The sequence below is a fragment of the Methylobacterium sp. 17Sr1-1 genome (assembly GCF_003173775.1).
Taxonomy (GTDB): domain Bacteria; phylum Pseudomonadota; class Alphaproteobacteria; order Rhizobiales; family Beijerinckiaceae; genus Methylobacterium.
Window position 1 is genome coordinate 6,301,283 of record NZ_CP029552.1, and the last position, 21,650, is coordinate 6,322,932.

Annotated in this window: 18 protein-coding genes and 2 tRNA genes; 16 read left to right on the plus strand and 4 right to left on the minus strand. The window is 71.7% G+C overall.

All coding sequences use genetic code 11. The annotated features are described in order from the left end of the window. The first annotated feature begins 80 nt into the window (after nucleotides 1-80). The 12 genes from DK412_RS28830 to DK412_RS28885 all read left to right on the plus strand — a co-directional run bounded on the left by DK412_RS28830 (nucleotide 81) and on the right by DK412_RS28885 (nucleotide 12,024). A tRNA-Phe gene (locus DK412_RS28830) sits at nucleotides 81-156 on the plus strand. Nucleotides 157-240: 84 nt separating this feature from the next. Further along, nucleotides 241-316, plus strand: a tRNA-Phe gene (locus DK412_RS28835). Nucleotides 317-1,068: 752 nt separating this feature from the next. Beyond that, nucleotides 1,069-2,937 (plus strand): ABC-F family ATP-binding cassette domain-containing protein, encoded by a 1,869-nt coding sequence (locus DK412_RS28840; protein ID WP_109974786.1) that lies wholly within the window; start codon nucleotides 1,069-1,071, stop codon nucleotides 2,935-2,937. Then, a complete protein-coding gene (locus DK412_RS28845; protein WP_245447339.1) occupies nucleotides 2,934-3,587 on the plus strand; it encodes a class I SAM-dependent methyltransferase in 654 nt (217 codons plus the stop codon). Before DK412_RS28840 ends, DK412_RS28845 begins: the two co-directional genes overlap by 4 nt. A 35-nt stretch (nucleotides 3,588-3,622) precedes the next feature. Further along, nucleotides 3,623-4,486, plus strand: a complete 864-nt coding sequence (gene purU, locus DK412_RS28850) for a formyltetrahydrofolate deformylase (RefSeq protein WP_109974788.1) — start codon at nucleotides 3,623-3,625, stop codon at nucleotides 4,484-4,486. A gap of 110 nt (nucleotides 4,487-4,596) precedes the next feature. Beyond that, nucleotides 4,597-5,031 (plus strand): heme-binding protein, encoded by a 435-nt coding sequence (locus DK412_RS28855; RefSeq protein WP_109974789.1) that lies wholly within the window; start codon nucleotides 4,597-4,599, stop codon nucleotides 5,029-5,031. 8 nt (nucleotides 5,032-5,039) lie between these two features. Beyond that, nucleotides 5,040-6,638, plus strand: coding sequence for a peptide ABC transporter substrate-binding protein (locus tag DK412_RS28860; protein WP_204165464.1), 1,599 nt, complete (start codon nucleotides 5,040-5,042; stop codon nucleotides 6,636-6,638). Then, nucleotides 6,635-7,558: an ABC transporter permease subunit gene (locus tag DK412_RS28865; protein ID WP_109974791.1), complete on the plus strand. Its 924-nt coding sequence runs from the start codon at nucleotides 6,635-6,637 to the stop codon at nucleotides 7,556-7,558. The genes DK412_RS28860 and DK412_RS28865 overlap by 4 nt, the downstream gene beginning before the upstream one ends. After that, entirely contained in the window at nucleotides 7,555-8,667 is a 1,113-nt protein-coding gene (locus tag DK412_RS28870; RefSeq protein WP_109974792.1) for an ABC transporter permease subunit, read from the plus strand. The genes DK412_RS28865 and DK412_RS28870 overlap by 4 nt, the downstream gene beginning before the upstream one ends. Next, nucleotides 8,664-10,277 (plus strand): dipeptide ABC transporter ATP-binding protein, encoded by a 1,614-nt coding sequence (locus DK412_RS28875; protein ID WP_109974793.1) that lies wholly within the window; start codon nucleotides 8,664-8,666, stop codon nucleotides 10,275-10,277. Before DK412_RS28870 ends, DK412_RS28875 begins: the two co-directional genes overlap by 4 nt. 81 nt (nucleotides 10,278-10,358) lie before the next feature. Then, nucleotides 10,359-10,835: a hypothetical protein gene (locus DK412_RS28880; RefSeq protein ID WP_109974794.1), complete on the plus strand. Its 477-nt coding sequence runs from the start codon at nucleotides 10,359-10,361 to the stop codon at nucleotides 10,833-10,835. A gap of 472 nt (nucleotides 10,836-11,307) precedes the next feature. Next, nucleotides 11,308-12,024 carry a ribonuclease activity regulator RraA gene (locus DK412_RS28885; protein WP_109974795.1) on the plus strand — a complete coding sequence of 239 codons (717 nt, stop codon included), beginning with the start codon at nucleotides 11,308-11,310 and terminating at the stop codon, nucleotides 12,022-12,024. Nucleotides 12,025-12,034: 10 nt separating this feature from the next. Here DK412_RS28885 and DK412_RS28890 read toward each other — a convergent pair whose 3' ends face one another. Next, on the minus strand, nucleotides 12,035-12,250 hold the full coding sequence (locus DK412_RS28890) for a hypothetical protein (protein ID WP_109974796.1): 216 nt from the start codon (nucleotides 12,248-12,250) through the stop codon (nucleotides 12,035-12,037). A gap of 224 nt (nucleotides 12,251-12,474) precedes the next feature. Beyond that, complete coding sequence (gene ada, locus DK412_RS28895; protein WP_109974797.1) at nucleotides 12,475-13,593, minus strand: bifunctional DNA-binding transcriptional regulator/O6-methylguanine-DNA methyltransferase Ada; 1,119 nt, start codon at nucleotides 13,591-13,593, stop codon at nucleotides 12,475-12,477. 471 nt (nucleotides 13,594-14,064) lie between these two features. On the opposite strand from ada, the gene DK412_RS28900 reads away from it, so the two are divergent. The 3 genes from DK412_RS28900 to DK412_RS28910 all read left to right on the plus strand — a co-directional run bounded on the left by DK412_RS28900 (nucleotide 14,065) and on the right by DK412_RS28910 (nucleotide 16,112). Then, complete coding sequence (locus tag DK412_RS28900; protein ID WP_109974798.1) at nucleotides 14,065-14,958, plus strand: 3'-5' exonuclease; 894 nt, start codon at nucleotides 14,065-14,067, stop codon at nucleotides 14,956-14,958. 99 nt (nucleotides 14,959-15,057) lie between these two features. Continuing rightward, nucleotides 15,058-15,264, plus strand: coding sequence for a hypothetical protein (locus DK412_RS28905; RefSeq protein ID WP_109974799.1), 207 nt, complete (start codon nucleotides 15,058-15,060; stop codon nucleotides 15,262-15,264). A 107-nt stretch (nucleotides 15,265-15,371) separates the two neighbouring features. Next, nucleotides 15,372-16,112 carry a phosphorylase gene (locus tag DK412_RS28910; RefSeq protein ID WP_109974800.1) on the plus strand — a complete coding sequence of 247 codons (741 nt, stop codon included), beginning with the start codon at nucleotides 15,372-15,374 and terminating at the stop codon, nucleotides 16,110-16,112. Here the strand turns inward: DK412_RS28910 and hpnH are convergent. Both hpnH and ispH read right to left on the minus strand, forming a co-directional pair. Continuing rightward, nucleotides 16,035-17,189: an adenosyl-hopene transferase HpnH gene (gene hpnH / locus DK412_RS28915; protein ID WP_048449925.1), complete on the minus strand. Its 1,155-nt coding sequence runs from the start codon at nucleotides 17,187-17,189 to the stop codon at nucleotides 16,035-16,037. The genes DK412_RS28910 and hpnH overlap by 78 nt on opposite strands. Before the next feature lie 122 nt (nucleotides 17,190-17,311). After that, nucleotides 17,312-18,277: a 4-hydroxy-3-methylbut-2-enyl diphosphate reductase gene (ispH, locus tag DK412_RS28920; protein ID WP_245447340.1), complete on the minus strand. Its 966-nt coding sequence runs from the start codon at nucleotides 18,275-18,277 to the stop codon at nucleotides 17,312-17,314. 403 nt (nucleotides 18,278-18,680) lie between these two features. Here ispH and DK412_RS28925 point away from each other — a divergent pair, with 403 nt between their 5' ends. Beyond that, the gene (locus DK412_RS28925; RefSeq protein ID WP_109974802.1) at nucleotides 18,681-21,326 is read left to right on the plus strand and encodes an MMPL family transporter; all 2,646 of its coding nucleotides are present in this window, start codon (nucleotides 18,681-18,683) and stop codon (nucleotides 21,324-21,326) included. Nucleotides 21,327-21,650 lie beyond the last annotated feature (324 nt).

The window sequence follows — 21,650 nt, forward strand, 5'->3', positions numbered from 1 at the left end:
CGCCCGCACGAGACGGCTGGACAGGCGATCCGAGCGTCTCTATACCCCCGCTCAACGCCGCTGCCCCACGCAGCCGGCGGGCCCGGGTAGCTCAGTTGGTAGAGCATGCGACTGAAAATCGCAGTGTCGGCGGTTCGACTCCGTCCCCGGGCACCACTTCCTCGTCCCTGACGTGAGTGGTGCCGTCCCTGAACGGGGACGATCTCTGGTGCTTGGTCCGTCGCCCTGCGCGGCCGGTGCGCCCGGGTAGCTCAGTTGGTAGAGCATGCGACTGAAAATCGCAGTGTCGGCGGTTCGACTCCGTCCCCGGGCACCATTGTTCCAGAGACATGCTTCAATTTTCCACCGATAGACCCAATCCTGACTTCTTGCTGCGGCGACCGACGGCGGAAGGACAGTTGGCTGATCCTTTTGACCAAGGTGATATTTGCGAAACTCTGCGGCATAGCGCGGGAATGTGACGGCTACCGCTTGATCCAGTTAGATAAAGATTGAGCGAGCCTCTGCGTTCCAGTGTGGCAGGGTTGTCCGAGGAAACGAAGTAGCGCGGGGCTTTCCCCTCCCCCCCTCTGCGGGGGAGGGTGCCCGGCTGCGAGTGCGAAGCACTCGTGCGCCGGGCGGGAGAGGGGCAGGGCGACGCTGATCCAGCTCGCGCCCTACAGAACGGCTCAGCCATATCCGGAAGCGGCGTCCCCTCTCCCGACCCCTGCTGACGCAGGGGCCACCCTCCCCCGCAGAGGGGGGAGGGGAAACCCGCGCCACTCATTTCCCCGGAGAGCCCCTACCCTTGTGGGGAGGGGATGCGTCCGCTTCCAATCTCTGTGCGCTTCGGTCGGATAGGCGCTCAGCGTTTCCTGGAACCCTGCTTCGAGGCCCCTGCATTCACGTCCACGGCGTGAGGGCACAGGTGGGATCGCCGAGATCTGATCGCATCGATCAAACCCGCGGGCTCATCCGGACTGGCCCCACCGAACCGGCGAGCGCCCGCGACGAGGTCGGCGCCGGGAACCGCGCAGCGCGACGCACCGCCCCTTGCCTCCCACGCCCGCCGCCGCCACAACGCCGGCCATGCTCCGCGTGAACGACCTCACCTACCGGATCGGCGACCGCCTGATCCTCGACCAAGCCGGATTCGCCCTGCCCGAGCGGGCGCGGGTCGGGATCGTCGGCCGCAACGGCGCCGGCAAGACCACGCTGTTCCGCATCATCCAGGGCGAGATCCCCACGGAGGGCGGCACGATCGGGCTGCCGAAGGGTACGCGGGTCGGCGGCGTCGCCCAGGAGGCGCCGGCCGGCCCCGAGACCCTGCACGCGGTGGTGCTCGCCGCCGATACCGAGCGGGCGCGGCTGCTCGCCGAGGCCGAGACCGCCGACGGGTTGCGCCGGGCCGAGATCGAGACCCGGCTCGTCGACATCGACGCCCACTCGGCCCCGGCCCGGGCCGCCGCGATCCTGCACGGCCTCGGCTTCGATGCGGAGGCGCAAGGGAGGCCCTGCTCCGACTTCTCCGGCGGCTGGCGGATGCGGGTGGCTCTTGCCGCTGTGCTGTTCTCCGAGCCGGACCTGCTGCTCCTCGACGAGCCGACCAACTACCTCGACATCGAGGGCACGCTCTGGCTCTACGACTACCTCGAGCGCTATCCCCGCACCGCGCTGATCATCAGCCACGACCGGGACCTGCTCGACACCTCCGTCGACCACATCCTCCACCTCGACCGCGGCAAGCTCACGCTCTATCGCGGCGGCTACACCTCCTTCGCCCGCCAGCTCGCCGAGAAGCGCATGCTCCAGGCCAAGGCCCGGGTGAAGCAGGAGGCCGAGCGCGCCCATCTCCAGAGCTTCGTCGACCGCTTCAAGGCCAAGGCCACCAAGGCGCGTCAGGCCCAGTCGCGGATGAAGCGGCTCGCCAAGATGGAGCCGATCGCGGCGCTCATCGAGGACGACGTGCCGGTGATCCACCTGCCGAGCCCGGAGCGCGCCCTCTCCCCGCCCCTCGTCGCGATGGAGCGGGTCCAGGCCGGGTATCCCGACCGCACGGTGCTGACGGGCCTCAACCTGACGCTCGCCCCCGACGACCGGGTGGCGCTGCTGGGCGCCAACGGCAACGGCAAGTCGACCTTCTGCAAGCTCATCGGCGGCCGGCTCGATCCGCTCTCGGGCGAGGTGCGGCGCTGGGGCAAGATGAACGTCGCCTACTTCGCCCAGCACCAGCTCGACGAGCTGCGGCCCGCCGAGAGCGCCTACGCCCACGTGCGCGACCTGATGCCGGACGTGCCGGAGGCGAAGGCCCGCGCCGCGGCCGCCCGCCTCGGCTTTCCCGGCCACAAGGCCGACACCCCGGTCTCGCAGCTCTCCGGCGGCGAGAAGGCGCGGCTGCTGATGGGCCTCGCCGCCTTCAACGGCCCGCACCTCCTGATCCTCGACGAGCCGACCAACCACCTCGACATCGAGAGCCGCCAGGCCCTCGTCGAGGCGATCAACGACTACGAGGGCGCGGTGATCCTGGTGAGCCACGACCGCTTCCTGGTCGAGGCCTGCGCCGACCGGCTCTGGCTCGTCGGCAACGGCACCGTGAAGCCCTTCGACGGCGACATGGACGATTACCGCCGCCTGGTGCTCGCCGGCCCCGAGACGGACGCGGCGAAGAGCCAGGAATCCACCGGCGGCGCCAAGGCGGTGGAGCGCCGCTCCAACGCCGAGCGCCGGGCGGCCCTCGCCCCCTTGCGCCGCAAGCTCGAGGCGGTGGAGGCGCGGATGGCGAAGCTCTCGGCGGCCATCGCCAAGATCGACGCGGCTTTGGCCGACGGCACCGCCTTCCGCACCGACGCCGCCAAGGCCGGCGAACTCGCCCGCATGCGCGCGGAGGCCGCCTCGGCCTTGGGGACCGCGGAGGAGGAATGGCTGATGGTGAGCGGCGAGCTGGAGGCGGACGGGTGACGGGCGCGAGCGGCACGGACGGCTACGCCGCGGAGGCCGAGGCGCTGGTCTCGCGCTACGAGAGCATCGCCTTTTCGGACGTCCACGCGGCGATCCTGCCGCTTCTGCCCGCGCCGCCGGGCCGCGTCCTCGACATCGGGGCCGGGACCGGGCGCGACGCGGCGGGCTTCGCCGCCCTCGGCTACCGGGTGACGGCCGTCGAGCCGACAGTCGAGCTGCGCCGGCGGGCGGTCGCCCTGCATCCCTCGCCGCTGATCGACTGGCTAAATGACGGCCTGCCCGACCTGCCCGCCCTCGCCGGGCGCGGCGCTGCCTTCGACGTCGTGATGCTCACCGCCGTCTGGATGCATCTCGACGCGGCCGAGCGTCGTCGCGCGATGCCGCGCCTCGCCGCTCTGCTGCGGCCCGGCGGCGTGACGGCCCTGTCGCTGCGCCACGGCCCGGTGCCGCCCGGGCGCCGGATGTTCGACGTCTCCGCCGCCGAGACGATCGCGCTGGCCGAGGCGCACGGCCTGCGCTGCATCCTGTGCCGGACGGACGAGGATGCCCAGCTCCGCCGACCCGGCGTGACCTGGGACCGGGTGGCTTTCGTGAGGGACGGCGTCCGTCGGGACATTCCGGGGCTTCACGCGCCCGGAACGATCGCCTAGGGCGTGGCGACGTCCTCGTTCCGGCCCGCATCCCCATGACCACCCCTTCCTACGTCCTCTCCCTCTCCTGCACCAACGTCCCGGGGATCGTGGCCGGCGTCTCGGCCTACCTGTTCGAGGCCGGGTGCAACATCCTCGACGCGCAGCAATTCGACGACGTCGAGACCGGCCGCTTCTTCATGCGGATCGTGTTCAACCCCGTGCAGGGCGAGCCGGGGCGGGATGTCCTCGCCGCGGGCTTCGAGGCGGTCGCCGCGCGCTTCCGTATGGACTGGACCCTGCGCGACCGGGCCGAAAAACGGCGCGTGATGCTGCTCGTCTCGCGCTTCGATCACTGCCTCAACGACCTCCTCTACCGCTGGCGCATCGGCGAGTTGCCGATGGAGGTCTGCGCCGTGGTCTCGAACTACCCGCGCGAGATCTACGGTGCCGCCGACCTTGCCGGCATCCCGTTCCACCACCTGCCGATCACCGCCGACACCAAGCCGCAGCAGGAAGCCGCCCTGTGGCGCCTCGTCGAGGAGACCGGCGCCGAGCTGGTGGTGCTCGCCCGCTACATGCAGATCCTGTCGGACGACCTCGCCCAAAAACTCTCGGGGCGCTGCATCAACATCCACCACTCGTTCCTGCCCGGCTTCAAGGGGGCGAAGCCCTATCACCAGGCGCACGAGCGCGGCGTGAAGCTGATCGGCGCCACCTCGCACCTCGTCACCGGCGACCTCGACGAGGGGCCGATCATCGAGCAGGACGTCGAGCGCATCTCGCACCGCGACACCCCCGACGACCTCGTGCGCAAGGGCCGCGACATCGAGCGCCGGGTGCTGGCCCGCGCCGTGCGCTACGTCCTGGAGGACCGGGTGATCGCCAACGGCCGCAAGACGGTGGTGTTCACCGATTGAGGGCGAGGGGCGGCGCCCGGACGACCTCCTTGGCGCCGCCCGCCCCACCGGGTAAGCCGGGCCCACCCGAGCGGGGAACCGCTCGCCCGACGACCCGGAGCTTGACGACGATGTCCGACCTCACCCTCGACGCCGCCTCGACCATCGTGACCGCCGCCCTGAAGGCCGGCCGCGAGCTGGGGCTCAAGCCCCTGGCGGTGGTGGTGCTGGATGCCCGCGGCGCCCTCAAGGCGGCCGGCGTCGAGGACGGCACCAGCCTCAAGCGGTCCGAGATCGCCACCGGCAAGGCCAACGGCGCGCTGGCGCTCGGCATCGGCTCGCGGGCCATCGCCAAGCGGGCCGAGGAGCAGGCCTATTTCGTCGCCGCGGTGACCCATGTGGCGGGTCCGGCCGGCCTGATCCCGGTGCCGGGCGGCGTGCTGATCAAGCGCGACGGCAAGCTCGTCGGCGCCGTCGGCATCTCGGGCGACACCTCCGACAACGACGAGAAGGCGGCGCTCGCCGGCATCGCGGCCGCCGGGCTCCAGGCCGAGACCGGCGCCTGAGCCGAATGATGCGGCGCCGCGACATCCTTGCGGGTCTCGGCGCCGCGAGCCTGGTGCGCCCGGCCCAAGCCGCCGGTCCTCAAGCCGCCGGCCCCGCCGCCTACCGGCGGGGCAACGGCGCCGATCCCGAGACCCTCGACCCGCACAAGACCTCGACGGTCGCCGAGGCGACGATCCTCCTCGACCTCTACGAGGGCCTGAGCGCCTACGGCCCCGACGGCGCCCTGGTGCCGGGCGCCGCCGCGAGCTGGACCACCTCCGCGGACGGCCTGACCTGGACCTTCCGGTTGCGGCCCGACGGTCGCTGGTCGAACGGCGACCCGGTCGTCGCCGACGATTTCGTCCACGGCTTCCGCCGCATGCTCGACCCGGCGACGGGGGCGAAATACGCGAGCGTGCTGGCGCCGATCCGCAACGCGCAGGACGTCAACCGCGGGGCGATGCCGGTCGACGCGGTCGGGGTCGCCGCGCCGGATCCCGGCACGGTGGTGATCGGGCTCGCGCAGCCGACGCCCTACTTCGTCGAACTGATGGCCCATCAGGCGAGCACGCCCGTCCACCGGCCCTCGCTCGCCCGTTTCGGCGAGGCCTTCACCCGGCCCGGCAACCTCGTGTCGAACGGCGCCTACCTGCTCAAGGATTTCTCGCCGAACGACCGCATCACCGCGGTCCGCAACCCGCATTACCGCGAGGCCGGCCAGGTCGCGATCCCCCAGGTCGAGTACATCCCGACCCCGGACCTCGCCGCCGCGGTGCGCCGCTTCGCCGCCGGCGAGATCGACTCGCTGGAGGACCTGCCCGCCGACCAGGTGAAGTCCCTGAAATCCCGCTTCGGCGAGGCCGTGGTGCTCAACCCCGCCCTCGGCGTGCTGGCGCTGATGGTGAATGTGCGCAAGCGCCCCCTCGACGATGCGCGGGTGCGCCGCGCCCTGTCGCTCGCCCTCGACCGCGAGTTCCTGGCCGAGGCGGTGTGGGGCGACACGATGCTGCCGGCCTATTCCCTGACCCCCGCCGGGCTCGATAACGCGCTGCCGCCGCCGGTGATGCCGGGCCGGGACCTCTCGCCGCTGGAGCGCGAGGATGCGGCGGTCGCGCTCCTGCGCGAGGCCGGCTACGGCCCGGGGGGGAAACCGCTCGCGGTCGAGCTGCGCTACAACATCACCGACAACAACCGGAACACCATGGTGGCGATCGCCGATCTATGGCGCCCGCTCAACGTCGCGACCTCGTTCGCCGCCACCGACGCCAAGACCCATTTCGCTTACTTGCGCGACGGCGGCCCCTTCGACGTCGCCCGGATGAGCTGGCTCGCCGACTATGCCGACCCGCAGAACTTCCTGTTCCTGGTCGAGAGCGACAATGACGGCTTCAATTCCGGCCGTTACGCCAACCCGGCCTACGACGCCCTGATGCGCGACGCCGCCCGCGAGACCGACCTCGAGGCCCGGGCCCGGATCCTCCACCGCGCGGAAGAGCTTTTTCTCGCCGACCTGCCCTGGATCCCGCTGCTGCATTACCGGCACAAGCACCTGATCGGACCGCGCCTGCGCGGCTTCGTGCCCAACCTGCGCGGCGTCTCGCCGACCCGCTGGCTGTCGCTGGCATGATCGCTTACGTCCTGCGCCGCCTCGCCCAGGCCGTCCCGACGCTCTTTCTCGTCGTCACCCTGTCGTTCTTCCTGGTGCGGCTGGCGCCCGGCGGGCCGTTCGACCTGGAGCGGCCGCTGCCGGCCGCCGCGATGGAGAATCTGCGCCGGGTCTACGGCCTCGACCAGCCGCTCCTCGTCCAGTACGGCCGCTACCTCGCCTCCCTGGCTCGGGGCGATCTCGGGCCGTCCTTCTCCGTGCGCGACCTCTCGGTGGCGGAGCTGTTCGCCCGCGGCCTGCCGGTCTCGATGATCCTGGGCGGCTTGGCGCTCGGTCTCTCGCTCCTCCTCGGCACGCTGCTGGGCGGCCTCGCGGCCCTGCGGCGGGGCTCGTGGCTCGACCATGCGGTCACGACGCTCGGTACCTTCGCCCTGACCGTGCCGGGCTTCGTGGTGGCGCCATTGCTCCAGATCGCCTTCGGGCTGTCCCTGCGCTGGCTCCCCGTCGGCGGCTGGGACGGCGGCGCTCCGAAAAACCTCGTCCTGCCGGTCGTTACCCTGGCGCTGCCGCAGGTCGCCGTGGTGGCCCGCCTCGCCCGGGCCGGCCTCGTCGAGGTGTTCGACCGGCCGCACTGGCGCACCCTGCGGGCGCTTGGCCTGCCACCGCGGATCCTGGCGCTCCATGCCCTGCGCGGGGCGGCCCTTCCCGTCGTCTCCTATCTCGGGCCGGCGGCGGCGGGGCTCTTGACCGGCTCGGTGGTGGTCGAGACGGTGTTCGGCCTGCCCGGGGTCGGGCGCTACTTCGTCGACGGGGCGATCAACCGCGACTACACGCTGGTGCTCGGCACGGTGGTGCTGATCGCGGTGTTCGTCCTCGTGCTCAACCTCCTGTCCGACCTCGCCTGCGCCCTCATCGACCCCCGCCTGAGGGATTTCGGGTGAGTGCCGGCACGGCCTTCGCCGATGCCTCGCTCCTCGCCCGCGCCCGAAGGCGCCTCGTCGGTGACCGCCTGGCACGGGCGAGCGCGGCCGTGCTGCTCCTCGTGGCCCTCGCCTGCACCCTCGGCCCGTTCCTCACCGGACACCCCTACGACCGGCTCTACTACGACTATCCCGGCACCCCGCCCTCGCTCGCGCTCTACCCTAAGGCGGACGCCGTGCGCCCGGCCCTCGACCGGCTCGCCTTCCGCATGCGGATGCGGGCCGAGGACGTGTCGGTGACTCCCGACGCGGTCCGCCTGACGCTCGCCTCCGACAAGCCCGTGGACCCGCGGGTGCTCACCTTCTTCTCCCGCTCCGACACCTTCGGGGAGGCCCGCATCCTCGCCCGCTCCGAGGACGGGCGCCGGCTCACCGTGGACGCCCCGTTGCGCGCCTTGCGCTTCCTCGCCGGCACCGACGCGCTCGGGCGCGACCTCCTCACCCGCACCCTCGTCGCCGGGTGCCTGTCCCTGGCGCTCGGCCTGACGGCGACCGCGGTGGCGCTCGGCATCGGCGTCGTCTACGGCGCGCTCGCCGGCACCCTCGGCGGGCGGGTCGATGCGGCGATGATGCGCCTCGTCGACATCCTGTACTCGCTGCCCTTCGTGTTCTTCGTCATCATGCTGGTGGTGTTCTTCGGCCGCTCGGTGGCGCTGATCTTCGTCGCGGTCGGCGCCGTCGAGTGGCTCGACATGGCCCGCATCGTGCGGGCCGAGGCGCAAGCCATCCGACGGCGCGACTACGTCAGGGCGGCGGAGGCGCTCGGCCTCTCGACGGCGGCGATCCTGCGCCGGCACGTCGTGCCGAACCTGCTCGGGCCCGTCGTCGCCTTCGCGGCCCTGATGGTGCCCCGGGTGATCCTGCTCGAGAGCTTCCTGTCGTTCCTGGGGCTCGGCGTGCAGGAGCCGGCGACGAGCTGGGGCGTGCTGATCGCCGACGGCGCCCGCAGCCTCGAGACCGCGCCGTGGATGCTGGTGGTGCCGGCCGGCTTCCTGGTCGTCACCCTCGTTGCCCTGACGCTGCTCGGCGAACGCCTGCGCGACGCCCTCGACCCGCGGGAGGCGGCATGAACCCGGGACGCCCGAGCCTCCTGTCCCTGCACGGCCTGACCGTGCGCTACCCGGAAGCCGGCGTCACGGCGCTCGACGGCCTCGACATCGACCTCGCCCGCGGCGAGACCCTGGCCCTCGTCGGCGAATCGGGCTCGGGCAAGAGCCAGGTTGCTCTCGCCGTCATGGGCCTCCTGCCGCCGCAGGCCCGGGTGACGGGCTCGGTGCGGTTCGACGGCACCGAGCTGACGACGCTTCCTCGCCCGGCCCTCGACCGGATCCGCGGCGCCCGCATCGGCCTGGTGTTCCAGGAGCCGATGACCGCCCTCGACCCGCTCTTCTCGATCGGCCACCAGATCGCCCTGCCCCTGCGGGCCCATCGCGGCATGGGCCGGCGCGAGGCTGAAGGGCGGGCGCGGGAACTCCTCGACCTCGTGGGCCTGCGCGACGCCGGCGCGCGCCTCACGGCCTATCCGCACGAACTCTCGGGCGGCGAGCGCCAGCGGGTGATGATCGCGATGGCGCTCGCCGGCGAGCCCGACCTCCTCATCGCCGACGAGCCGACCACGGCCCTCGACGTCACCGTCCAGGCGCAGATCCTGGCGCTGCTGGCCGACCTGAAGCAGCGCCTCGGGCTCGCGCTCCTGTTCATCACCCACGACCTGCGGCTGGTGCGCCGCATCGCCGAGCGCACCGCGGTTCTGCGCGCCGGCCGCCTCGTCGAGGCCGGGCCGACGGCGGAGCTGTTTCGCGCCCCGCGGGCGCCCGAGACCCGCGACCTCCTCGGCGCCGAGCCCGCCGGCCGGAAGGCGCCGGTGCCCGACACGGCCCCGGTGGTGCTGGAGGCGCGGGGCGTGTCGGTCGCCTATCCGGGACGGCGGCGATTCCTGCGGGCGGCGGCGCCGCGCCTCGCGGTCTCCGGCATCGACCTCACCCTGCGGGCCGGCCAGACCCTCGGCATCGTCGGCGAATCGGGCTCGGGCAAGTCGAGCCTCGGCCGGGCGCTGATCCGCCTCGAACCCGCCGCCCACGGCCTGGTACGGTTCGAGGACCGCGACCTCACGGCGCTCGACCGCGCCGCCTTGCGGCCCCTGCGCCGCGGCTTCCAGCCGGTGTTCCAGGACCCGATGGGCTCGCTCTCGCCCCGCCTCACCGCCGGCGAGATCGTCGCGGAGGGCCTGCGGGTGCACGAGCCTCATCTGAGCGCGGCCGAGCGCGACGCCCGGGCGGCGGCGGCCTTCGCCGAGGTGCGCCTCGATCCCGCCTGGCGCCACCGCTTCCCGCACGCCTTCTCGGGCGGTCAGCGCCAGCGCATCGCCATCGCCCGGGCCCTGGCCCTACGCCCGCGCCTCGTCGTCCTCGACGAGCCGACCTCGGCCCTCGACCGCACCGTGCAACGCGACATCGTCGCCCTGCTGCGCGAGCTCCAGGCGGCGCACGGCCTCGCCTACCTGTTCATCTCCCACGACCTCGCGGTGGTCCGGGCCCTCGCCGACACGGTGCTGGTGCTGCGGAACGGCCGCGTGGTCGAGCGCGGCCCGACCGCCGCCGTGCTGGAGCGCCCGCGCGAGGCCTATACCCGGGACCTCGTCGCCGCGGCCGATCTCGACGGCGGTCTCGCGCAGGCGTGAGCCCTCCCGAGCCTTGACCCTCCCGGAGGCACGCGCCACTTCGCGGCTTCCGAAGGGGCATTCCTGGAGACGAAAAGACTCATGCGCTCTGCGCTCGCCCTCACGCTGCTCGCGCTCACCGCCGCGATCCCGGCCGCCGCCCAGCCGGCGCCGAAGGGCCCGCCTCCGAAGGCGCCGCCGCCGAAGGAGACGCCGCAGCCCGATCCGGCCGCCGCGATGCTCTTCCCCTGCCGCACGCCGGAGGAGACCTGCTACGTCGGCGTGGTCAAGGGCGGCAAGGTCACGGTGCTGTTCACCAACGACCGCAAGGCCGACGAGATCGCCGGCAAGCCGATGGCGGTCGCCGGCGACGGGCTCGACCTCGCCAAGACCGAGAACCGGACCGTGATGCTCGTCGGCACCTACGACCCGAAGGACGGCCTGACCAAGGCCGAGGTGGTCGACGTCGCGAGCCCCCTCGTCGCCTTCGCGCTGAAATCCACCATCGGCGGCGGCGAGGCCGACGAGGGCGGCGACGAGCCTCCGACCCCGCCGCCGCCAGCGCCGCGCAAGAAGTGAGGCGGGCGCCCATCACCGGATAAGGCGCGGATGGAATCTTCCCCCCACGGAACTCGGGCTTGCCGGAGATCCGCATCCACCTGCCCATGTCGGCCAAGCCCGACTTGGATCGGCGGAGGGTGGCCTGCGAAGCAGGCCGGGAGTGGGAAAGAGCGACGCTCATCCAGTTCGCGGCCTTCGTGACGGCCGCGATCTCTCCGGAAGCGGGTTCTCCTCTCCCTGCCCCTGCTGGAGGCGGGGGCCAACCCTCCCCCGTGGAGGGGAAGGGCTCAAGTTGTGCTCGCCCCCGACAACTCGGTTGATGTACTAAAACATTAGTGCTTCAATGCGCGCGTCAACAGGCCACCCCCGGGTGGCCGCGGAGCGGCGAAGCCGTCCGGCGCGGTGGGGAGGAGCGGACGCGGGCGGTACAGCCTGCGAAGGCCGGACTTCCCGGATCGTCCCCGGCCGCGCCCCCGACCGGAGAGCAACGATGCCCCTGAGCCCCGAGACCCGCGCGACGCTGAAATCCGTCAGCACCGCGACCCTGGCCACCGCCCTGTACAAGCGCGGCTTGCGCAACCAGTTCATCCAGGACGTGCGCCCCCTCAACCCGAATGCCGGGACGATGGTCGGCGAGGCCTACACCCTGCGCTACATCCCGGCCCGCGAGGACTTGAACACGCTCGCGGTGTTCCGTGATCCCACCCACCCGCAGCGCGTCGCCGTCGACCAGTGCCCCGAGGGTGCGGTGCTGGTGATGGACAGCCGCAAGAACCCGCGCGCGGCCTCCGCCGGGGCGATCCTGGTAACGCGGCTGATGAAGCGCGGCGCGGCGGGCGTCGTCACCGATGGCGGCTTTCGCGATTCGCCCGAGATCGGCGCCCTGCCCTTCCCGGCCTACCACAACCGCCCCTCCGCGCCGACCAACCTGACCCTGCACCAGGCCCTCGACATCAACGTGCCGATCGGTTGCGGCGACGTCGCGGTGTGGCCCGGCGACGTGGTGGTGGGCGACGCCGAGGGCGTGATCGTGATCCCGGCGAACATCGCCGACGAGGTCGCGGCGGAAGCGGCCGAGATGACGGTGTTCGAGGATTTCGTGCTGGAGGAGGTCCAGAACGGCCGCGCCGTGATCGGCCTCTATCCGCTGATCGACGAGCAGGCCAAGGCCGATTTCGCGGCCTGGCGGCAGAAGACCGGCCGCTGAGCCGGACCCCTCACACCATCATCCCGACGAGCAGCACCGCCACCATCGTGGCGGTGGCGCCGAGCGCCGCGGCCCACAAGCCGGCCTCGGCGGCGCTGCCCCGGCGCACGTTGTCGTTGGCCGCCGGCGGCAAGGTCCGCGGGAAGCGGCGCCACTTGCGCAGGTGCGACGGCGCCGACGCGATCATGTGCGGCAGGGGAGCGACGGCGTTGTGGCGGCACGACATGGGTTGGGCGCTCCAAGCGGGGAGGCTCGCGCGGTGGATCTCCCCTCGACCCCGGCCACGACCTTTGCGGAAGGGGTCAGGAACAGAACGCCGGTCCCGGCCCGTCGATCCGTCGCCGGCGCAAATTCCATTCCGTGTTCCTTAAAGGAAGGCTCAGGCTGCCGCCTGAGCCGTCCCGCATTGCGGGCGGGACGGCGAGGCGGCGTCCGGGGAGCGGTCCGCGATCAGGCCCTGTCCGCCCGCTCCCGATCGAGAAGCGCCCGCTTGCGGTCGACGCCCCAGCGGTAGCCCGAGAGGCTGCCGTCCTGCCGTACCACCCGGTGGCAGGGAATCGCCACCGCGATCGGGTTGGCGCCGCAGGCGAGCGCGACCGCCCGGGCCGCCGCGGGCGCGCCGATCGCCTGGGCGACCTCCGCGTACGTCGCGGTGCGCCCGGGCGGGATCGCCCGCAGGGCCTGCCACACCCGCTGCTGGAAGGCGGTGCCGCCGATGTCGAGCGGCAGGGCCGTGCCCTGGCCGGGCGCCTCGACGAGACCGACGGCCTGCGCCACCACGGCCTCGAACTCGTGGTCGCCGCCGGTCAGGGCCGCCTTCGGAAAGCGGTCCTGGAGGTCGCGCAGCAGGGCGTCGGGATCGTCGCCGAGGAGGATCGCGCACACGCCGGTCTCCGTTGCCGCCACGAGGACGTGGCCGAGCGAGCAGGCGCCGACCGCGAAGCGGATCGCCGCCCCCTCCCCGCCCCGGCGATAGGCCGTGGGCGTCATGCCGAGGCGTGCCGGCGCGGCGGCGTAGAACCGGCTCGCCGCGCCGTAGCCGGCCTCGAAGATCGCCGCGGTCACCGTCCCACCCTGGCGCAACCCCTCCGCCGCCCGCGCCGCGCGATGCGCCGCGCCGTAGGCCCGCGGCGTCACCCCGGTGACCTGCTTGAATACCCGGTGGAAGTGGTAGGGGCTCAAGGACGCCGCCGCCGCGAGGTCGGCGAGCGCCGGCGGCGTCTCCGCCGCCTCGATGAGCCGGCAGGCCCGGGCCACCGCCTCGGCCTGGCGATCGGCCAGGCTCGCCTCGTTCGGCCGGCAGCGCCGGCAGGCCCGGAAGCCCGCGCGCTCCGCCGCCGCGCAGGTCGGGTGAAAGCTGACATTGTCCGGCCGGGCTGGGCGGGCGGCGCAGCTCGGCCGGCAATACACGCCGGTGCTGCGCACCGCGTAGACGAAGAGGCCGTCCGCCGCCCGGTCGCGGCGGGCGATGGCGGCGAAGCGCGCCGCGTCGTCGAGGGACGGGGCGCTGCCCGGGGCCGCGCCAATACTCGCGCTCACAGCCGCGAGGTCGGTCTCCGGGTTGCGCATGACGTCTGCCTCCCTGTCTGGCGATGGCGCCATCCTCGCCCGGCTCGGCCCGCCCGCGCATCCCGGCGCTTGCTGCCGAATTCCGCGCAGGATTCCGTCCGCGTCTTGCCACAGGTTTACTCCGGACGCGTTTCCCGCGCCGCCCCCCGAAACCGGGCCAGCGGCGGGAGGTTGGACCCTCGATCGGGCGGCAGGAGGCGGCCGGTCGCACCCGCCGGCCCTCCCCCCTCCCTTGCCGGCGCTCATCTCTCGGATCTCCTCGACTGCCCCGCCGCCGCATGGCCGCGGGGCATTTTTTTCGTGATCGGGCGTCCGGTCGCGGCGGCGGCGACGGTTCGTTTGCCGGATGCGAATACGGTGGAGCGTGGCGGCGGGGCTCTTGGCCCGGCGGTGGGCGCGGGTTTAATCCGGCTTGCAAGCAACGACACGCGCCGCCGCCGCGCGGCCGTTCAGGCCAGGGTGAGACGCCGCTTGACCGACGCGCTCGACGACATCGCCGCCATCCTGGAGCGCACCGGCGAGTACCGGGTGCTGCGCCGTCTCGGCCCCTTCGCACCACCGGACGAGACGCCGGACGAGCCGACCTTCGTCGGTTTGATCCTCGACACCGAGACCACCGGCATCGACGTCGCGGCGGACGAGGTGATCGAGCTCGGCATCATCAAGTTCGAGTACGGCGCCAGCGGCCGGATCTACCGGGTGCTGGAGCGGTTCAACCAGCTCCACCAGCCCTCCGGCCCGATCCCCGAGGCGGTGGTGCGCCTCACCGGCATCACCGACGCCGACGTCGCCGGCCAGCACATCGACGATGCGGCGGTGGCGGCGCTGGCCGCCGAGGCCCGCGTTGTCATCGCCCACAATGCCCGCTTCGACCGGCAGATGTGCGAGCGGCGCTGGCCGATCTTCGTCTCGCGCAACTGGGCCTGCTCCTGCCACCAGATCCCGTGGCGGAACGAAGGGCACGAGGGCATGCGGCTCGGCCACCTGCTCGCCGATCACGGCCATTTCCACAATGGCCACCGGGCGATCGACGATTGCGAGGCGCTGCTGGCGATCCTCGCACGCCCCTTGCGCGCCTCGGGACGCCTGGCGCTCGCCGCTCTCCTCGAGGCGGCACGCCGGCCGACGGTGCGGCTCTGGGCCTCCGACGCGCCGATCGCCCTCAAGGACCGGCTCAAGGACCGCAACTACCGCTGGTCGCCCCGGCGCCGCTGCTGGTACGTCGACCTCGACGAGGAGCAGATCGAGATCGAGCGCTCGTTCCTCTCGCGCGAGATCTACCGCGGCACCCTGCCCTCCGGCCTGCCGGCCGACCGCTTCACCGCCCGCGACCGGTTCTCGACCAGGGCCGATCCGGAATCGTGACGTGGTGCGGGGTCGCGCAAGAAGGCGAACGTCGCGGCCATCCGCAAAATCCTCGACGGGATCCCCCCGCACCGCCTGCACCTGCCCGCCAGGGACGTGATGACCGACGCCGCGGTCTATGCCGGAATCCTGTGCCGCCTCCAGGGCTACGCCAAGGACAAGCGCATGAAGGCGCTGCATGATTGCACGTTGTTCTTTCAGGCGCGCCGGCTCGGCTGCGCCCTGCTCACCGCGAACGTCGTCGACTTCGACTGCTTGCAGCAGTTGCGACCCGAAGGGCGGGTCCTGTTCTATGAGACGGCCTGACCCGGGCCCGATCCGTGACACCGGCGCCACAGGACCGCCGCACCCGCTCTGGTATGAGGGATGCCTCGCACCCTCCCTCCCCTGCCGAATCTCCTCAAGAGCCCCGCATGATCGTCGTCGAGGACACCAAGGGTCCGAACGGGCCGCATCCCGTGCTGGCCGTGACCGGGCTTGCCCGCGAGGCGCGGCTCGCCGCCGGTCCCGGCGTGGCGACGGTGGGGGCCGGGGGCAATCCGGAGCGATTGCGGGACCTGTTGAAGGGGCGCGACGGCCCGGGCTGCCGGGCGGTGATGAGCATCGGCATCGCCGGCGGGCTCGATCCCAACCTCGTGCCGGGCGACGTCGTGGTGGCGACCGGGGTGGTGGCCGGCGGGCAGCGGATCGCCGCGCATCCCCAGGTCGTCGCGGCTTTGGCCCGGCGGCTGGCGGACGCGCCGGTGCGGGTGATCCGGGCGGATGTGGCGGGCGTGGAGGCGGCGGTGCTGTCGCCGCACGCCAAGGCGCTTCTTCGCGCCGAGACCGGCGCCGCGGCGGTCGACATGGAATCGCAGGTCGCGGCGGCCTTCGCCGAGGCGCACGGCCTGCCGTTCTGCGCCGTGCGGGTGGTGTGCGACCCCGCCGACCGCGCCCTGCCGGCGGCGATCGCCAAGGCCCTCAAGCCTGACGGCGAGCCCGATATCCTCGCCGTCCTGGCGGCTCTGGCGCGCCGCTCGGCGAGCGTGGGCGGGCTGGTTCGCCTCGCCCGCGACTCGTCGGCGGCCTTCGCCGCGTTAGGCCGCTGTCGCGCGCTTCTTGGCGTCGGCCTTGGCGTCCCGGATCTCGGAGAGCTTCTGCGCGACGTTGCGTGAGAACACGAACTCGGCCGGGCGCTGGTTCTCGAGGGAGATCTCGGGAGCCATCTCGCCCTCGGTCTTGATCCCGCGCAGGGCGTAGATCACCGGCTTCCACGGCTTCTTCACCGAATCGACCACCGAGGAGGCCTCGTAGCCCGAATGCACCATGCAGTCGGCGCACTTCTCGTAGTTGCCGGTGCCGTAGGCGTCCCAGTCCGTGGTCTCCATCAGCTCCTTGAAGGTCTTGGCGTAGCCCTCGCCGAGCAGGTAGCACGGCTTCTGCCAGCCGAAGACCGTCCGGGTCGGGTTGCCCCACGGCGTGCAGTGGTAGGTCTGGTTGCCGGCCAGGAAGTCGAGGAACAGGCCCGACTGCTGGAAGGTCCACTTCTCGCGGCCCTTCTCCTTGCCGAGGCGGAACACGCCGCGGAACAGGTCCTTGGTCGCCCGGCGGTTGAGGAAGTGCTGCTGGTCGGGGGCGCGCTCGTAGGCGTAGCCGGGGGAGACGGTGATGCCGTCGATGCCCATCCGGGTCACGCTGTCGAAGAAGTCGGCGATCTTGTCCGCCGAGGAGTTGTTGAAGAAGGTGCAGTTGATCGTGACCCGGAAGCCCATCTCCTTGGCCTTCTGGATCGCCGCCACCGCCTTGTCGTAGACGCCGCGCTGGCACACCGACTGGTCGTGCATCTCCTTGTCGCCATCGAGATGGATCGACCAGGTGAAATACGGGCTCGGCTTGTACTGCGCGATCTTCTTCTCGAGCAGCAGCGCGTTGGTGCAGACGATCGCAAACTTCTTCTGGGCGATGATGCCCTCGACGATCTGCGGCAGGTCCTTGTGCAGCAGCGGCTCGCCGCCGGCGATGACCACGACGGGTGCACCGCACTCGCGGACCGACTCGAGTGCTTCGTCGACCGGCAGGCGCTTGTTGAGAATCTCGTCCGGATAGTCGATCTTGCCGCAGCCTGCGCAGGCGAGATTGCACCGGAACAACGGCTCCATCATCATGACAAGCGGGTAGCGCTTGCGGCCGGTGAGGTGCTGCTTGAGGATGTAGCCGCCGATCTTCGCGACGTACCGGAGAGGAATGCCCAAGACCAAGGCTCCTTGTGTCGTGGTTCGTGTCGAGTGCTGTGCCAAGCGGGCTGATTAGCCCGAAAAGCGGCGAATTTCCAGCAAGCTAGGTTCGAAAGGGTCCAGGCTGGGTGCGGAAGCGCCTAAGTGTGGCCCAAACTCGACGGGAGCGGGAAGTTCACGCTCTCGATAACGCCCGGGAGAGTAGAAATCCGCAGGGGGGTGCGACGCTGCAGCGCAGCAATCACCTCGGCGATGACCACCTCCGGCGTCGAGGCGCCGGCGGTGAGGCCGAGGGTCCGGGCGGCGCCGAAATCGATTCGATCCACATCCTCCTCGCCCTCGACGAGATGGCTCGGCCGGCCGGCCTCGGCGGCGATCTCGCGCAGGCGGTTGCAGTTCGAGGAGTTGCGCGCGCCGACCACCAGGATCACGTCGGCGATTTCGGCGAGCGCCCGCACGGCGGCCTGGCGGTTCTGGGTCGCGTAGCAGATGTCCTTCGTCTCGGGTCCGACGAGGTCGGGGAAGCGCCGGGCCAGCACCGCGATGATCGCCCGCGTGTCGTCGACGCTGAGCGTCGTCTGGGTGACGTAGGCGAGCTTCGTGTCGGCGGGCAAATCGAGGCTCTCCGCCTCCGCGGCGCTGCCGACGAGGTGGACCGCGCCGTCGATCCGCCCGAGCGTGCCCTCGACCTCGGCGTGGCCGGCATGTCCGATCAGGATCACGGTGCGCCCCTGCGCGGCGTAGAGCTGCCCTTGCTTGTGGACCTTGGCGACGAGCGGGCAGGTCGCGTCGATGACGGGCAGCCCCCGGCGGGCGGCCTCCGCCTCCACCGCCCGCGACACGCCGTGGGCCGAGAAGATCGTGGTGGCGCCATCCGGCACCTCGTCGAGGCTCTCGACGAAGCGGGCGCCCTTGGCCTTCAGGTCGGCGACGACGCGGCCGTTATGGACGATCTCGTGGCGGACATAGACCGCGGGATCGCCGACGGCGCGATCACCCTGGGCGAGCGCTCGCTCGACGATGTCGACCGCCCGCACCACCCCGGCGCAGAAGCCCCTCGGCTGGGCCAGCACGAGGTCGAGCCCGTTCTCACCCCTTCCCGCCACCTTTCCTCCATCCCTCTCGCCGCGATCCCGGTCCGGGCTCGGCCCTGGCCGAAAGCCCTTTCCGCCCCGAGGTGTAGGGCGCCCGCCGCGACGGCGTAAAGCCGAGCCCACGCGGCTCCTGTGGGCGACGGACGCGCCCCGGCTCGGGGATCCGTTTCGGACCAATGCGTTGCAATCGGGCCTGCGGGTCATTACCTAGCGCGCCACGGACGGGCTCCTTCGAGCGTGGCCGTGACGCCGATGCACCCCGCGACCATGGGCGCCGCCGCCCCGCGCGCTATCTTGGTCCCGGCCGGTGCGGGCCTTGCACGGGACACCGCGGTCCCGGTGGGGCCGTCGGGCCGATCATCAGGATTTCACCGGGCCGCCGCGTGGCCCGCGAGCTAGAGGCAGGCTTCGCATCGTGATCGAACGGCTCGTGGCGTTTTCCGTACACCGGCGCTGGCTCGTCCTCGTGGCGGCGCTGCTGCTCACCGTCGCGAGCGCCGTCACGGCGGCGCACCTCTTCCGGATCAACACCGACGTCGAGCGCCTGATCACGCCCGACGTGCCCTGGCGCCAGGACGAGATCCAGTTCGAGAAGACGTTTCCGCAGCGCAGCAACCTGCTCGTCGCCGTCATCGACGGGCAGACGCCGGAACAGGCCGAGGAGGCGGCGAACCGCCTGACCCAGGCCCTGTCCTCGCGCAAGGACCTGCTGCCGGTGGTCTACCGGCCCGACGGCGGCCCCTTCTTCGACAAGAACGGCCTGCTCTTGATGCCCCAGAAGGACCTGGAGCAGACCACCGAGAAGCTGATCCAGCAGCAGGGCCTGCTCGGGCCGCTCGCCGCCGACCCATCCTTGCGCGGCATCATGCAGGCGATGGTGATGGGGGCCCAGGGGGTGAAGGCCGGCCAGGCCAAGCCCGACGACCTCGTCGGCCCGATGGGCCAGATGAAGGATGTCTTCGACAAGGTTCTCAAGGGCGAGCCGGCGCAGCTCTCGTGGCAGCTGCTGCTCGCCGGCGGCAAGGCGGAGCCGAGCGACCTGCGCCGCTTCGTCATCGCCCAGCCGGTGCTCGACTACGACGCCCTCCAGCCCGGCGAGAAGGCGACCCAGCTAATCCGCGAGACCGCCCGCAACCTCGGCCTGACCGAGGCCAACGGCGTGCGGGTGCGGCTCACCGGACAGGTCGCGGTGGCGGACGACGAGTTCGCGACCCTCGCCGACGATGCGGGCCTGAACTACTCGGTCACCGGCGGCGCCATCGTGCTGTTCCTGTGGCTGGCCCTGCGCTCGGGCAGCCTCGTCATCGCGGTGCTCATCACCACCTTCGCGGGCCTGATCGTCACCGCCGCCCTCGGCCTCCTGATGGTCGGGGAGCTGAACCCGATCTCGGTCGCCTTCGCGGCGTTGTTCGTCGGCCTCGGCATCGATTTCGGCATCCAGTTCGCCGTGCGCTACCGCGCCGACCGCTTCGCCGAATCGGACCTCGTCCAGGCGATCCGCTCGGCGGCCCGCGGCGTCGGCTGGTCGCTGACGCTGGCGGCGGTGTCGCTGCTCGCCGGCTTCTTCTCGTTCCTGCCGACCGATTTCCGCGGCGTGTCCGAGCTCGGCCTGATCGCCGGCGTCGGCATGATCGTCGCCTATCTCGCCTCCCTCACCATGCTGCCGGCGCTCATCGCCGTCCTGCGGCCGCCGGGTGAGAAGCAGGAGGTCGGCACCGCCAGCATGGCCTCGGTCGATCACTGGATCCTCGCCAACCGCAAGCTGGTCCTGGTGCTCACCGGCCTCGTCACGGTGGCGGGCCTGCCGCTGCTCTACTGGCTGCCGTTCGATTCGAACCCGATGCACCTGCGCAGCGCGAAGGTGGAATCGGTTGCGACCTATCTCGACCTGACCAAGGATCCGAAGACCAGCCCCAACACCATCGACGTGGTGGTGCCCAACCGCGACGCCATCGCCCCGATGGTCAAGAAGCTGATGGCGCTGCCGAGCGTCGCCGGGGTGATCGACATCGACACCTTCGTGCCCGCCGACCAGGACCAGAAGCTCGCGACCATCGAGGACGCCGCGCAGGTTATGGGGCCGGTGCTCAATCCACCCCGCGTGGCGCCGGCGCCGAATGACCGCGAGGTGGTGACGGCGATCCGCAACGCCGTGACGGCTCTGCGCGGCATCTCGCAGGGCGCGCAAGGGGCAGCGAATGCCGCCGGCCCGCTCGCCACGATCCAGGGCTTCACCGACACCCTCGACCGCCTCGCCGGCGCCGAGCCGTCGGTGCGCGAGGCCGCCGCCAACGCAGTGGTGCCGAACCTCAAGGCGCTGCTCACCCGCCTGCGCAGCCTGCTCGCGCCGGCCAAGATCACCCTGGAGAATCTGCCGGCGCAGATCCGCTCCGACTGGGTCGCCGCCGACGGCAAGGCCCGGATCGAGGTCCAGCCGAAGGGCAACTCGAACGACAACGCGGTGCTGCGGCGCTTCTCGAAAGAAGTGCTGAGCGTCGCGCCGCACGCCACCGGCGCGCCGGTCGCCACCACCCGGTCGAGCCACACCATCCTCGGCGCCTTCATCGAGGCGGGCCTGCTGGCGCTGCTCTCGATCTTCATCATCCTGTCGGTGGCGCTGCGCCGGCCCTGGGACGTCGCGATGGCCCTCGGACCGCTGGTGCTCGCCACCCTGTGGACGCTGGAGGCGCTCTACCTGATCGGCATGCCGCTGAACTTCGCCAACATCATCGCGCTGCCGCTGATGCTGGCGGTGGGCGTGGCCTTCCACATCTACTACGTGATCGCCTGGCGGGCCGGCGTCGCCGACATGCTGGCCTCGAGCCTGACCCGGGCGATCTTCTTCTCGGCGCTCACCACCGGCACCGCCTTCGGCTCGCTGGTGCTGTCGAGCCACCCGGGCACCGCCAGCATGGGCAAGCTGCTCGCCCTGTCGCTGTTCTTCACCCTCGTCGCGGCGTTCTTCATCGTGCCGGCCTTCCTCGGCCCGCCGCCGAAGCAGAAGGCCAAGGACGGCGTGCCGGAGAACGCGGCCCGGCGGGATCCGCTGATCCCGGCCTGAGAGGGCCGAGCTAGGCTCTGCATCGACAAGGCCCGTCCCTCCGTCGAGGGGCGGGCCTTTTTCATACATGGCGGGGGCTTCTCCCCTCAACCCGCCCGTGCAGGGCTTCCGGGAAAGAAAGGGCGCGGGCTTCCCCCTCCCCTCTCTGCGGGGGAGGGTGGCCTGCGGAGCAGGCCGGGAGAGGGGACCGCGACGCTGATCTAGGTGGCGCCCTTCAGAACGGTTCAGTCTATTCCGGAAACGTGGCTCCCCTCTCCCGCCCCGCATTCGCGGGGCACCCTCCCCCGCAGAGGGGGGAGGGCGAAACCCGTGCCATTCCCGTTG

What these genes read in the sequence shown, in the direction of transcription:
- DK412_RS28865 (WP_109974791.1), top strand. Translation starts at nt 6,635, where the DNA reads ATGATCGCTTACGTCCTGCGCCGCCTCGCCCAGGCCGTCCCGACGCTC.
- DK412_RS28885 (WP_109974795.1), top strand. Translation starts at nt 11,308, where the DNA reads ATGCCCCTGAGCCCCGAGACCCGCGCGACGCTGAAATCCGTCAGCACC.
- DK412_RS28905 (WP_109974799.1), top strand. Translation starts at nt 15,058, where the DNA reads ATGACCGACGCCGCGGTCTATGCCGGAATCCTGTGCCGCCTCCAGGGC.
- DK412_RS28875 (WP_109974793.1), top strand. Translation starts at nt 8,664, where the DNA reads ATGAACCCGGGACGCCCGAGCCTCCTGTCCCTGCACGGCCTGACCGTG.
- DK412_RS28855 (WP_109974789.1), top strand. Translation starts at nt 4,597, where the DNA reads ATGTCCGACCTCACCCTCGACGCCGCCTCGACCATCGTGACCGCCGCC.
- DK412_RS28860 (WP_204165464.1), top strand. Translation starts at nt 5,040, where the DNA reads ATGCGGCGCCGCGACATCCTTGCGGGTCTCGGCGCCGCGAGCCTGGTG.
- ada (WP_109974797.1), bottom strand. Translation starts at nt 13,593, where the DNA reads ATGCGCAACCCGGAGACCGACCTCGCGGCTGTGAGCGCGAGTATTGGC.
- purU (WP_109974788.1), top strand. Translation starts at nt 3,623, where the DNA reads ATGACCACCCCTTCCTACGTCCTCTCCCTCTCCTGCACCAACGTCCCG.
- DK412_RS28840 (WP_109974786.1), top strand. Translation starts at nt 1,069, where the DNA reads ATGCTCCGCGTGAACGACCTCACCTACCGGATCGGCGACCGCCTGATC.
- DK412_RS28880 (WP_109974794.1), top strand. Translation starts at nt 10,359, where the DNA reads ATGCGCTCTGCGCTCGCCCTCACGCTGCTCGCGCTCACCGCCGCGATC.
- DK412_RS28910 (WP_109974800.1), top strand. Translation starts at nt 15,372, where the DNA reads ATGATCGTCGTCGAGGACACCAAGGGTCCGAACGGGCCGCATCCCGTG.
- DK412_RS28890 (WP_109974796.1), bottom strand. Translation starts at nt 12,250, where the DNA reads ATGTCGTGCCGCCACAACGCCGTCGCTCCCCTGCCGCACATGATCGCG.